General features: G+C 63.3%; 10 protein-coding genes. All 10 read right to left on the bottom strand.

All coding sequences use genetic code 11. The annotated features are described in order from the left end of the window. Positions 1-116 precede the first annotated feature (116 nt). The 10 genes from C1A15_RS04450 to C1A15_RS04405 all read right to left on the bottom strand — a co-directional run bounded on the left by C1A15_RS04450 (position 117) and on the right by C1A15_RS04405 (position 12,268). Positions 117-416: a ferredoxin family protein gene (locus C1A15_RS04450; RefSeq protein ID WP_101721443.1), complete on the bottom strand. Its 300-nt coding sequence runs from the start codon at positions 414-416 to the stop codon at positions 117-119. Continuing rightward, positions 413-1,702, bottom strand: coding sequence for an FAD-dependent oxidoreductase (locus C1A15_RS04445; RefSeq protein WP_101721442.1), 1,290 nt, complete (start codon positions 1,700-1,702; stop codon positions 413-415). The genes C1A15_RS04450 and C1A15_RS04445 overlap by 4 nt, the downstream gene beginning before the upstream one ends. Positions 1,703-1,759: 57 nt before the next feature. Continuing rightward, positions 1,760-3,259: a class I adenylate-forming enzyme family protein gene (locus C1A15_RS04440; protein WP_180952993.1), complete on the bottom strand. Its 1,500-nt coding sequence runs from the start codon at positions 3,257-3,259 to the stop codon at positions 1,760-1,762. A 43-nt stretch (positions 3,260-3,302) separates the two neighbouring features. Beyond that, the gene (locus tag C1A15_RS04435) at positions 3,303-4,217 is read right to left on the bottom strand and encodes an electron transfer flavoprotein subunit alpha/FixB family protein (protein WP_101721440.1); all 915 of its coding nucleotides are present in this window, start codon (positions 4,215-4,217) and stop codon (positions 3,303-3,305) included. Then, complete coding sequence (gene fixA / locus C1A15_RS04430) at positions 4,210-5,001, bottom strand: putative electron transfer flavoprotein FixA (protein WP_101721439.1); 792 nt, start codon at positions 4,999-5,001, stop codon at positions 4,210-4,212. Before fixA ends, C1A15_RS04435 begins: the two co-directional genes overlap by 8 nt. A gap of 36 nt (positions 5,002-5,037) precedes the next feature. Next, positions 5,038-6,465 carry an MFS transporter gene (locus tag C1A15_RS04425; protein ID WP_101721438.1) on the bottom strand — a complete coding sequence of 476 codons (1,428 nt, stop codon included), beginning with the start codon at positions 6,463-6,465 and terminating at the stop codon, positions 5,038-5,040. Between the two features lie 247 nt (positions 6,466-6,712). Further along, positions 6,713-7,990 (bottom strand): CoA transferase, encoded by a 1,278-nt coding sequence (locus tag C1A15_RS04420; protein ID WP_101721437.1) that lies wholly within the window; start codon positions 7,988-7,990, stop codon positions 6,713-6,715. A 69-nt stretch (positions 7,991-8,059) separates the two neighbouring features. Continuing rightward, positions 8,060-9,211, bottom strand: coding sequence for an acyl-CoA dehydrogenase family protein (locus C1A15_RS04415; RefSeq protein ID WP_101721436.1), 1,152 nt, complete (start codon positions 9,209-9,211; stop codon positions 8,060-8,062). Positions 9,212-9,309: 98 nt separating this feature from the next. Beyond that, positions 9,310-9,771, bottom strand: coding sequence for a PaaI family thioesterase (locus C1A15_RS04410; protein ID WP_101721435.1), 462 nt, complete (start codon positions 9,769-9,771; stop codon positions 9,310-9,312). Positions 9,772-10,651: 880 nt separating this feature from the next. After that, positions 10,652-12,268, bottom strand: a complete 1,617-nt coding sequence (locus C1A15_RS04405) for an FAD-dependent oxidoreductase (protein WP_101721434.1) — start codon at positions 12,266-12,268, stop codon at positions 10,652-10,654. Positions 12,269-12,443: the final 175 nt, after the last annotated feature.

The raw sequence follows: 12,443 nt of genomic DNA, 5'->3' as shown, positions 1-12,443 counted from the left end.
GAGCGGCACGCGATCAAATGCCAAAATCCCCTGTACGTCCGAAAGGGATCCCGAAAACCGGAGTCCCTTCCGAACGCGCATATCATCTTTTACGGGCGCGGCGAACACGCCGAAACTTACCCGTACCGGTATTCAATCCCCATCGAGGGCTGAGGATTCTCCCAACTTACGACGATCGTATCCCCGCATGCTATGCGGCACGTGCCGCATTCCAGGCAGCCTGCGTAGTCGAAGGACCTCGCTCCCTCGTCGTCGATCTTGTACAGCGCCGCAGGACACACGCGGACGAGCTTCATGAACTCGTCCAGCGGACCGTTCTCATCGAGCAGGATATGGGCATGTCCTTCATCGACGTTGTACTTGTTCAGGCTCAGGCACTCGTCCACGTTGACGGTGATCGGGCACAGCTCGCTCATAGGGCCTTCATCCCCTTCCTCGCATCTTTGAAGATGGCGCCAAACCCAACGCGCTTGACGATGGGCATGATCGATTTCTTCAGCGGTTTCACCGGGCTGCCGTCCACCACGAACATTTCGTTCATGATGTCGCGGATCATGGCGGGGTACTCGTTGAAAAGCCGGGTCGTCTCCTCCATGAAATGCGGGAACCGTCTGAACTGGCTCAGATCCTGCAAGACGAAGCCGCTTTCAAGCGCCGCGACGTAACCGCCCAGGCCCGCCTTCGAGGTGTCGCCCGCATCGAGGGCCTTCGCCGCGCATCGGCCGGCATGCATGCCCGCAGCGATGGCGTAGTCCATGCCGCGTACCATGTACCCGAGGTTGACGCACATCATGGCCGATTCTCCGGCGAGCATCACGCCGTCGCCCACGAGCTCGGGCATCATGTCCAAACCGCCCTCAGGCACCATGTGCCCCGAATGCTCGACGACCTTCCCCCCTTCGATGAGGGGAGCCACCGCCGGATGGCCCTTGAAGTCCTCGAGCATCTGGTAGATCGGCGTCGGAGACTCCGCCAGCGTGGAGATGGTCGCGACCAAACCCAGGGAGATGGACGATTTGTTGGCGTACATGAAGCCGCCGCCGATGGAGCCGTGCGTCGCATCGCCCACGAAAAGCCACGCGGCTCCCTTGCCCTTCCCGCACAGCAGGCGATCCTCGATCTGCGAGTCCGGGACCTCGATGACCTGCTTGATGCCCACCGCCATCGCGGACGCAGCGGGACGCCTGAAGCCAACCGCCTGGTCGATGAGGAGCGAGTTCACGCCGTCGCACAGGATGACCACGTCGGCCGTGATCTCGTCCTCGCCGGCGCTCACGCCGATGACCTTGCCGGCATCGTCCTTCAGAAGGCGCTCGACGGCGATGCCGTAGATGTACTCAGCTCCGGCGTCCTCCGCCTGCATGGCCAGCCACTGGTCGAACGGCCCGCGAAGCACGGAGTACGAGTTGCTGCCCTCGCGCTGCATGAGGTCCGACGTGAAGTCGACGGTGAAGTTCGCATCCGGAGCCAGCATGGAGATGCGCTCATGCGTGATCTCGCGCTCGAGCGGCGCGTCCTTCTCGAAGTCGGGGAACACTTCTTTCAGGGAATGGGCGTACAGACGCCCTCCCGTCATGTTCTTCGCGCCCGCATAGTTCCCTCGTTCGATGACGAGCACGCTCTTCCCTGCTTTCGCAAGCTCGTACGCGGCGATCGGACCCGCGCAACCCGAGCCGACGACGATTGCGTCAAAATCAGCCATATGCCCTCCCTAGTCGAATTACCAACGCCAAACGCAAACAGAACCCCGAGCCGATCCTCACTCGTGCGAGATAAGCCTATGGCGCAGCACCTTCCCTGCCTCGTTCGTCGGCAGGGACTCTACAAAATGGAACTGCTTGGGAATCTTGTACGAATCCAAGCGCAGCTTCAAGAACGCTTTCAAAACCTGCGCGCGATCCTCGTCGGAAGCAGGATGATCTTGGGGCTTCATGACGACGTACGCGCATATCTTCTTGCCCCATTCGGGGTCGGGAACCCCCACGACAGCGGCCTCGCTCACCTCCGGATGGCGCAGGATCTCCCGCTCCACCTCGCACACGTAGACGTTCATCCCCCCGGTCACGATCATGTCGGTGCGGCGGTCCGAGAAGTGCAGATAGCCCTCGTCGTCCAGATAGCCCATGTCCCCCACGCAGTAGAAGCCGTCGGGGCTCTTGACCCGCTTCGCCTCCTCGTCATCGGAGAGGCGCATCGCGACCCCTCCCGTCCTCCGCATGTAAATCTCCCCGACGACGCCCGGAGGCAACTCCACGCCGTCCTCGCGGATGGCGATCTCGCAATCGACGGCCTTCCCGACGCTGCCCGGATGCTGCAGCCACTCGTCGCCGCGGATGACCGTCATCCCGATCAGCTCGGACATGGAATAGATCTCGTAGACGTGCTCCGCCCCGACAAGGCCTATCCAGCGGCGCTTCAGCTCCTGGGTGCAGAAGCCTCCCGTATGGCAGAGCGCCGTGAGGGACGAGAGGTCGGCGTCGTCGACCTCGGGCAAGGCGGCGATGCGCCTCATCATCGTCGGAACCATGGAGATCGCGTTCACCTTCAAGTCCACGATAAGCTCGAGCGCCTGCCGGGCGTCGGCCTTCTCCATGATCGCCAGTCGATGCCCCGCCATCAGCCCCATGAAGGCCGAGCTCCCGGCCGCACCGTGGTTCAACGGCCCGATGAGCAGCTGGGTCTGATCGTAGTCCTGACCGCTCATGCGGAACCAGTCCGCGAGGATCTCGGCCGATGCGCCGATCGCCGAGTCCTGCATGACCGCTTTCGGCGTGCCGGTCGTTCCCGCCGTCAGGATGATCTTGCACGACGTGCATGCGGCGTCGGCGGGCAGGGCGCTCGGGTCGACGTCTTGAAGCCGGGGGTCTCTGGGGGCGTACACATGGCAGTTCTCGCGATGCCCGCATTCCCTCTCCGTCACCATCACGGCGGGGTCGAGGGCGTCGAGCACCATCTGCCGCACCTCCTCGGAAAGCCTTGTCGAGACGGGGACGTAGCATCCCCCGGCTTTCCATATCCCAATTGCCCAGACGATGTGGTCCGAGCAATTGGGAAGTTCCACGATGGCACAGAAGGGGCGCTTTTCGCTCGCATCCCAAAGCAGGGCCGCAACGCTGTCGCTCGCATCCCGCAGCTGCGCGTACGTCATCGCGCGACGCTCGCCCGAGCGGGACACCTCGACGAGCACATCCTCGTCGGGACGCTCCTCCGCGTAGCCGTCCATGATCTCGCCTATGGGACGAAAAGCGTTCAGGTCCATGTTCATCCTTCCGTGCCTACCGCAACGTGCCGCGCGATCCCCGCTAGGCGCGCTTCTCCAGCTCCGCGATCAAGGCGGGGACGGCTTCGTAGAGGTCTGCCGGCATGCAGTAGTCCGATTGCTTCATCAAGGCGCAGTCCTCATCCTTGTTGATCGTGGCGATGACCTTGGAATCGCCGATGCCGACCGTATGCTGCACCTGACCGGAGATGCCGATCTCCACGATCAGGTCGGGCTTCACGAAGTTGCCGGAAATGCCGATGTAGCGCTCGGTGGGCATCCAGCCGTTGCCTTCGGCGAGCGGACGGGTGCAGCCGACCTCCGCATGCAGGAGCTTCGCCAGCTTCCCGATCATCTCCAAGTCGGACTCTTCGGAGATGCCCCTGCCGACGGCTACGATGCGCTTCGCCGCTGCGATGTCGACCGCCTCCGAGGCCTTCTCCTTCGTCTCGAGCACGCGGATGGACCACGCCGGCTCCACGTACGCCGCCTCGATGACGGAACCGTCCTCGTCCGCCTCCTCCGCAGCGAAGGAGCTCGGCCCGAACATCGCCATGCAGATCCCGTCGCTCTTGACCTTCCGGTGCGCGCCGCCTCCGTACACGAGCTGGCTTGCAACAAGATCGTCGCCCATGTCCTTCACGTCGGAGAACACGTTCACGCCGAGGCGCGCCGCAAGGCGGGCCGCCAGCGCTCGGCAGACGACCGTCGTGCCGAAGAACAGCGCTGCAGGGCCTTCGTCCCTCACAAGCTTCTCCATGGTCGGGACGTAGTCCTCGGGCGAGGACCCGCCGGCTCCGAGAACGTACGCATCGGCCCCGATCCGCACGACTTCCTGCGGGTCGAGCGTTCCGGGAACCACCAGGACGGCAGGCTTTTCCTTCCCGATCGACCGTGCGCCCGCAACCAGCTCCGCGACAGCCGACTGCGTGTCGGCGTAAACCCAGATCCTAGACATTGGCGAAACCTCCTTCCAGTAGGCCGTCGCGTTCCAAGGCGTTCACGAACTCGGTCGCGATCTCCTCGGCGCTGCCCTCGATGACGATGCGCTTGCGGTCCTTCTCCTTAGGAGCGCGCAGCTCAAGAACGGTGGAAGCCGCGGGAACCTCGCCGATGTCGGCGAGCGACAGCTCCGTGACGGGCTTCTTGCCGGCGTCCAGGATGTCCCGCATCGAAGGGATGCAGGGTTCGAAGATATCAGAGGTGACGCTCACCACAGCTGGGAGCGGGATCTCCAACGTGTGCACCGCGTTGCCGACCGTGCGCTCGGCGACGAGCTTGCCGTCCTCGATGCCCACGAGCTTGCTGACGGCGTTGGTCGTCGGGACGCCGAGCATCTCGCCGAGCTGCAGCCCGACCTGGCGGGCGTACTCGTCGCTCGAGCCCTCGCCGCACACGACGAGGTCGTAGCCCTCGAGCGTCTGCACCATCTTCGCCAGCAAAGCGGCGGTCTGATGGCTGTCGAGCTGTTCGAGCGACGCGTCCTGGAGCAGCACCAGCTCGTCGCAGCCGCGCGCCAGCACGCCCTTGCGCGTCCGGGAGTTCTTCAGCTCCTCGTTGCCGACGCTCAGACCCTTCACCGTGGCATCGCAGGTCTTCGCGAGCGAGACCGCCGCCTCCGCAGCCGACAAGTCGTAATCGCCCACGATCCACTTCGCCTTCTCGTACGTAATGTCGCCGTTGGGCAGGCCCTTCACGTCCTCGCTGTCGGGCGACAACTTGTAGCAGAATAGAATATCCATGCACTACCTTCTTTCTAACTCGATCTCATAAACCGTCTATTCGGCGCTTGCGGCGCCGGCTTCCGCGTCTTCCTTCGGATCATGACGGGGATAGAAGAACGCGAGGATCAGGCACAGCGCGATGACGATGCCCATCGTCATGGCAACCTGGGGGAAGGCGGCGCTGTAGTCCATCACGCCGTCGGGACGCAGGGCGAGGCCGGTCAGCATCGGGATGAACACCGCGACGCCGATAGGACCGCCCAAGTCGCCGAGCATCCTGAACGTGCCCGATGCCGAGCCGCGAGCGCTCTCGTCGGGAACCTTGGCCATGGCGCTCGTGGTGAAGAGCGGGGTGTTGAACGCGTTCGCAACGCCCAGGAAGCCGCACGCGAGGAACACCATCCAGATGGGGCTTTGCGCGTTCGTGAGCATGAACGTCACGCAACCTGCTATGTTGAGGATGATCGGGATGAACGCGACCGTGCGCCAGTTGACCTTGGCCATCAGCTTGCCGACGAGCACCGCCGAAGCCGTCATGATGATGTACATGAAGGAGAAGATGGTTCCCGTCATGGCTGCAGGATGGCCCATGCCGAGCACGACGACGTACGAGAGCATGTACATGAAAGCCTGGAGCATGGCGCTGAACACCATGTAGATCACGATGGGGATGCTGAAGTTCTTCGACTTCACGAACTTCAAGTTGACCAGCGGGTTCGCCTTCTTGGTTTCAAGCACGATGAAGGCGATGCCGAAGACCAGGAACAGGGCGAGCAGCCCGATGACGATGGGCGACGTCCACCCGTTGAGGCTTGCGAGCGTCGGCGAGAGCAGGAAGCTGCCGACGGCGATGAACATGCAGACCGCGCCGGAGACGTCGAACTTCGTCTTCTCCTGGACTACGGCGGGAATCTTGGGCAGGACGAATATCACGATGATGCCGACCAGGCCCGCGAGAGCCGCGCCGGTCGCGTACATCAGCCGCCAACCGAGGAAGTCGGCTGACAGGAACGCGCTCGCGATGAGCGGCCCGAAGATCGGGCCGGCGGTGCAGCAAGCGCCGAAGATGGTGAAGTTCTTCGCGATCTTGTCGGGCGGGAAAAAACGCCCGATGAACGTCATGCAGGCGGGCATCGCGCACGCCACGCCGAGGCCCTGGGCGAAGCGGCCGCCGAGGTACACGGGCAGAGCAGGAGCGATGGCCAGCAGGAGCGTGCCGATCGCGAACACAATCAGACCGGCCACCAGCGCCTTCTTCAAACCGGCCAAGTCGCCGAACCGGCCCATCACCGGTGCCAGAACGGCGGCGGCAAGCGCGTAGAACACGTTGATCCACGTGATGTACACCGCTTCGAACTTCAGATCGGCCATGATGGCCGGATAAGCGGGCGTGTTGACCGTCACCACGACCATCATGATGAACACGCCGGCAAAGAGAATGTACAACGATCGCGTCGGGTTCTTCAATTGCACGTCGGACATGGTCTCTCATCCCCTTCCTTGCACGGATAGTCTTGTCGAGTGCTGACAGCGTCGAGCTCGCCCGCCGGCTTGCTACGGAGGCAATGTCTTTCCAAGCCCTTACGAAATGCCTGCGTTTCGACGGGCGAGCGCGAACTGCTTATTCGAGATGTTGCTTACGGACTACAAACGCAAGTGGCCGTGCAGGCGCGAGAGATCTTCCTCTCCAAGACGACTCCCGCGCCCGCAGCAGCTTTCCGCTGTACCGTTATTGCGAGGGCTCGAGACCAAACTTTTGGTCGAGCCCGAGGTACCTGATCGACTCGTCGCGGTCCCACTGCTTGATGGTGCCGCCGTCGTAAAGCGCCTTGATCTCGTCCTCCGAGAACCCGAGCTCGCCCAGGATGTCGTCGTTGTCGTTGCCGAACAACGGGGCGCCTCGCCAGATCTGAGCGGGATTCACCTTGAACTTGTTGATCAGGCCGATGCCCTTGAGCTTGCCGAAGATCGGATCCTCCCATTCGGTGAACACTTCGCGCGCCTGGAAATGGGGGTCGTTCTCGCAATCCTCGAGCGTGTAGACGCGCTGGCAGGGGATCTTCTTCTCCTTCATCACGGCCTCGACCTCTTGCGAGTCGTGCGCCGCGCAGTAGTCGGCGACAGCCTTGTCGATGCGCTGGCCGCGCTCGGACCAGATGACGTCGCCGCCCATCCCTGCGGGGAAGTCAGGGTCGCCCGTGCCCGGCTCGGGCAGCCCGACGATCGGATACCCGGCCTTGGCGGGGCCGGCGCCCGACATGCCGATGAAGATGGGCACGCCGTCCTTGCAGGTGTAGAAGCTGAACGCCGCCGCCAGGTTGTCGGCGTTGCCCGTGCGCGGCGTGACCTTGCGATCGTTCAGCCAATCCGCGGGCTTCGTGTTCATGATCTTGACCATCGTCTCGTACTGGGCGACGTCGGCCGACTCCCCCTTGCCGCTGCGCAGGGAGGAGATGTAGCACGCCATGGCGCACCAGCACGTGTTGAGCGCCGTCACGTAGTCGCAGATGTAGGGGTTGACCTTCATCGGGGTGTCCGGCATGCCGTTGAGCGACATGTACCCGGAGAACGCCTGGCCTGCGGCATCGTAGGAACCCTGCTTCACGTACTCGGGGAGGCCCGTCTGGCCGTATCCCGACGTGTGCACGATGGCGAGCCGGGGGTTGTACTCCCACAGAAGCTCGTCGGTGAGCCCCCACTTCTCGTACGTGCCGCCCTTGGAGGACTCGATCCAGATGTCGGCCCACTTGATGAGCCTCAAGAAGACCTTCCTGCCCTCCTCGGAAGGGATATCGAGGGCCATGTTGAGCTGGTTGCGATGCTCCTGCGACCAGCCGTAGGTGCCGCGCGTCCCATCGGGAGCGCGCACGCTGTCCACATGGATGACCGTCGCGCCGCTCTCCGCCATGAGGCAACCGGCGAAGGGGCCTGCGATGATCTGGCCCGTATCGAGGACCTTCACCCCTGAAAGCGGGCCGAACGCAGGGACGTCAAATGTATGAGCCATACTGTCCATCCTTCCTTGATCCGGTGAGCAGGGCGGTTGCCGAACCCCATCGGGCAACCGCCCCGAGGCCTACTTGAACTGCTTGAGGATCTGCGGAGCGGTGCTGAAGATCATCACCTGGTCGCTGCCGGCGCCGATGCGGGACGAACGGCACTCGCAGTAGTACTTCATCACGCGATGGTTGCCGACGAGGCCGAGGCCGCCCAGCACCTGCACCGCGTCGTCGACGACCTTCTGGCAGGTCTGGACCATGAAGTACTTGAGCAGCGCATGGTCGACGCGGACGTCCATGTCCTGATCCTTCATCCAGGCGACGCGGAACAGGTACGAGCGCATCAGCTCGACGTTCATCTTCATCTCGAAGATCTTCTCCTGGATCAGCTGGTTCTCGCCGATGGGACGGCCGTACTGCACGCGCTGGTTGGCGTACGCGGCGGCGTCCTCGAAGGCGTTCTCCGCCACGGCCAGCGAGCCGGCGACGGAGGCGATGCGCTCGATCTCGAAGTTCTTCATGCTCTGCTTGAACCCGGCGTGCTCAGCGCCCAGGATCATGGATTTCGGCAGCACGACGTCCTTGAGGAAGATCTCGCAGATGTGCAGGGGGTTCTTGCCGCCCAGCTTCGGCAGCGTGGTGATCTCCACGCCCGGCGTGTCGGCGGGCAGGATGAACATCGTCACCGCCTGGTAGACGTTCTCGACGGCGGCGTCCTTGGCGAGCAGGAGGATGTAGTCCACCTGGTTCGCGATGGTGTTGTAGTGCTTGCTGCCGTTGATGATGACGTTGTCGCCGTCGTGCACGTACGAGGTCTGTAGGCCGGCCACGTCGGAGCCGGCGTTCGGCTCGGACATGCCGAGCGCGAAGGGGGTGCCGCCCTTGAGGTACTGCTCGACGATCAGCTTCTTGTGCTCGTCGGAGCCGAACTCGTGCAGGTCGCGCAGCGTGGTCATGCCCAGGGTGTAGAAGCCCGCGAGCGGGCCGCCGTACTTGTTGATGAGGTAGGCGACGAGAGTCTGCGTCACGAGGTCGGCCGGGGTGCCGCCGAACTCCTCGGGCGCGCCGATCGCGAGGAAGCCGTTGTCGGCCAGCGCCTTCCACGCGTCCATGGGGAACTCTTCATTCTCGTAGGCCTTGTTGAAATCCTCCTGCGTGAAGTTGCGCTTGAGGCATTCGGTCAGGCTGTCGGCAAGAAGCATTTGCTCGTCGGTGAAACTGAAATCCATAACACTCTCCTTTGTTCAGGTGCTGCTAGCGTTGGACGCTCTGATTGGAAGTGCATACGTGAAGTCTTTCGCCCCGGTTCAGAGGCTCTTGTTTCGTCCTACAGGTTCGCGTTGGCCGGAAGCGCGTACGTCACGAACTCCGCCTCGGAGAGGACCGTTCCGTCCTCGTCGGTGATCGTGAGGTTGAAGGGAACGCGACCGCGACCGCGCTCTTCGATCATCTTGACCTTCGCTGCAGCCTCCTCTTCCGGCACCTCGACGTCGACGATCATCGCCGACTTGCCGGGCGCGACGTACTTGATGGACGCGCTCTGGATGATCGGGACGAACTTCCCGGTGCCGAACACCTGGGTGAACAGCGCGCCAGCGGAGACCTCTGCCAGAACGAAGAGGCTCCCTGCATACGCGACGCCCACGTGGTTGACATGGATGAAGCTCAGCGGCATGCGCAGGCGGATGTGACGGTCCTCGATCACTTCCGGCTCGATTCCCGCCAGGTTGGAATACAGGCACGGGCCGTGGGTGTACTCGAACCTCACTTGCGGATCAACTTCAGTCATAAGAAACCCCTTCCTTGTCGGCTACCAAGAATTCTTGGCATCTCTATAGTAAAAGGGGCGGTTTTTGGAAGCAGTCAATCACGTCACGAGTAATATGTAACGCGGGAACAAGTATTTTGTAGCCAAAGCTACAAAAAGGATCGCTGTGCGAAGCCGAGCAGGGCCGTGCACCGGCGTGCCCCGCCGCGCATCATGCCCCGCCGCGCCCCTCCGTGCACCGCCGCGCCCCCTCTATGTTAAACCACCATCGACATAGAGATCCTCCAGTCGTGGCCGTTTCCGACGGGTATCCGTCGTTCGGAAGGGCTTCGCCCGAGCAAGCGCACCGATCATAGGAGGACGTTTTCCAAAGGGCCAGCTCAGCGGCTCGGTGCATTTTTCCGCGCCGCGAGACGCCTTGAACGGCGACGTGTACCCGTCGAAAACGGCCGCGAAACGAGAATCCCTATGTTGAACCGCCGTCGACATACGCCGGGCCGTACCGGGACCGACGGGGTCGAGCCGCCCCCCATGCATGCTGCAGCCCGGCAAGGAAGGCTTGCGATCGGGCCCGATCGCAAGCAGCTGAGCCGATTTGCGGGCGAACGTCAGTACGTGTCAACGGTGGTTTAATATAGAGCGCGCCCCGCCGTGGGCGCAAAAGGGCACCCATGACAATGTTCGGGACGCGCAACTCCAGCTTCACTGTGAGGCGACAACAGAAACCCCAGGTGGCCGGAAATTCTCGTGCCGCCTGGGGTTCGCTATTGCCCCTGAAATTGTCATAGCTGCCGTTTTGCGTCCACGTCAGCGACACAAGGAGCCGAATAAACCAGCACGGGCCCGCAGCCGGGGAGGGAGAGGCTGCGGCCCCTGCTTCGCGTAGGTGCGCGTAGGTGCGTTAGGCTTTCAGAAACGCGGCCACGTTGTTGGCCGCCTCGCGACCCGAGTTCACCTGGTTGCCGAACGCAGTGCCCGGCATGTTGATGGTGTACACGTGGCGGTACAGCATGTTGCCGTCGTTGCCGATAGCGTACAGGCCGGGGATGGGCTGCAGCTGGTCGTCGAGCACGCGACGCTGCTTGTCGGTGGTGACGCCGCCCACTTCGAAGAAGAAGCTGTATCCCAGCTTGGCCAGATAGAACGGGCCGTTCTCGATGGCCACCATCTTCTCGGCCGGCTTGCCGAAGTCGTCGTCGTTGCCCTTCTTCGCCAACTCGTTGTAGCGTTCGACCGTCTTCGCCAGCGCGTCCGCATCGAGGCCGCATGCGTCGGCCAGTCCCTTGATGCTGTCCGCCTTGAACAGCGTCTCAGTCTTGTCGCCGCTCACCGCGTCCTCGAACATGGCGCGGCCCTCATCGGTGGTGCCGAAGAACGTGTCGAAGATCCCCTGATCGAACACTACGTAGTTCGCCAGGTTGTCCTTGCCGGGGATGCACTGGAGCACGAGGTTGTCGTCGGTGAGGTTCTCGCGCGTATAGCGGTCGCCGTCCTCGTTGACCCACAGCACCGGGCCGCCCGCCGCGATGCCGAAGTAGCCGTTCACGGGGTTGAGCGCGTCTTTGTGGAAGTCGATGGGAGGCAGCGCGGGGATGTTGTACAGGATACTCTGCGCGGAGTCGGTCATGAAGTCCTTCGCGCCCACCTCGAGCGCCATGCGGTAGGCGTCGCCCGCCGCATTGGACGAGCCCACCACGAACAGGTTCTCGATGTCCCAGCCCTGCTTCTCGATGAGCTCGGGGTTGCCGCCGAAGCCGCCGGTGGCGAACACGACGGCCTTGCAGTTGTACTGAACCACGCCCTCGTCGCCCTCGGCGTACGCGCCGACGATCGCGCCGTCCTTCTGGATGAGCGCGGTGGCGGCCGTGTTGAGGTGCACCTCGATGCCCAGCTCTTCCACGCGCTTGATCATGGGCTCGACGTAGCCGATCTTGCACTTGCCGTCCTTGAACCAGTGGAACGTGGGGTACAGGCCGCCGTTGTACTCGTCGATGACCCCGCTGTACATGACGCCCTGCTCCAGGCACCATTCGATGTTCTCGGCAGACTTCGCGCACAAGTCCATCCACAGCGCGCCGTTCTGGCGATGCTGGCCGCGCACGAGCTCGGCCTCGATGATCTCGGACGGCGTCACGTGAATGCCCTGCTCCTCGGCCATCTTCGACTCGATGGCGAACATGCCCTCCACGAAGCTGGCGTTGCCGCCCAGCTCGGAGCCCTTCTCGATGAGGATGAAGCTGGTGTTGTTGAGCGCCGCCTGCACCGCGCAGGCCAAGCCGCTGCCGCCTCCGCCCACGATGAGCAGATCGGTATCGTAGGTGGCGTCCACCTTGTCGTAGGTCTTCGGGCCCGCGGCCGCATCCGCCTTCGCGTCGGACGCATCGGCTTTCTCCTGCGACGGAGCGCATCCCGCCAGACCGCCGAGCGCCGCGATGGCGCCCACGCCGGCCACGCCCGTCAGGAACGACCGGCGCGACAGATCCATCCGCACGCCCTCGCCCGCAGCGTTCTTGAACATATCGAACTCCCTTCCTTGATGATTCATTCCGTTGCCGCCCGGCTCCCTCGCATCGAGCGGCGCGGATCGGCTCGCTTGCGCTATGCTGTGATGCCAGCGCCCGCCAGCGATCCGTCGAAGGCCAGTGTGCGAGCGAAGCGTCGCGAGCGCCACCCCGCCGCCGGGGGAAGCAGCC

This window comes from Eggerthella timonensis (assembly GCF_900184265.1).
Classification (GTDB): Bacteria; Actinomycetota; Coriobacteriia; order Coriobacteriales; family Eggerthellaceae; genus Eggerthella; species Eggerthella timonensis.
This window is presented reverse-complemented; position numbering and strand designations above follow the sequence as displayed.

Coding starts and splice junctions, on each gene's coding strand:
- C1A15_RS04450 (WP_101721443.1), bottom strand. CDS start 416: ATGAGCGAGCTGTGCCCGATCACCGTCAACGTGGACGAGTGCCTGAGC.
- C1A15_RS04445 (WP_101721442.1), bottom strand. CDS start 1,702: ATGGCTGATTTTGACGCAATCGTCGTCGGCTCGGGTTGCGCGGGTCCG.
- C1A15_RS04440 (WP_180952993.1), bottom strand. CDS start 3,259: ATGGACCTGAACGCTTTTCGTCCCATAGGCGAGATCATGGACGGCTAC.
- C1A15_RS04435 (WP_101721440.1), bottom strand. CDS start 4,217: ATGTCTAGGATCTGGGTTTACGCCGACACGCAGTCGGCTGTCGCGGAG.
- fixA (WP_101721439.1), bottom strand. CDS start 5,001: ATGGATATTCTATTCTGCTACAAGTTGTCGCCCGACAGCGAGGACGTG.
- C1A15_RS04425 (WP_101721438.1), bottom strand. CDS start 6,465: ATGTCCGACGTGCAATTGAAGAACCCGACGCGATCGTTGTACATTCTC.
- C1A15_RS04420 (WP_101721437.1), bottom strand. CDS start 7,990: ATGGCTCATACATTTGACGTCCCTGCGTTCGGCCCGCTTTCAGGGGTG.
- C1A15_RS04415 (WP_101721436.1), bottom strand. CDS start 9,211: ATGGATTTCAGTTTCACCGACGAGCAAATGCTTCTTGCCGACAGCCTG.
- C1A15_RS04410 (WP_101721435.1), bottom strand. CDS start 9,771: ATGACTGAAGTTGATCCGCAAGTGAGGTTCGAGTACACCCACGGCCCG.
- C1A15_RS04405 (WP_101721434.1), bottom strand. CDS start 12,268: ATGTTCAAGAACGCTGCGGGCGAGGGCGTGCGGATGGATCTGTCGCGC.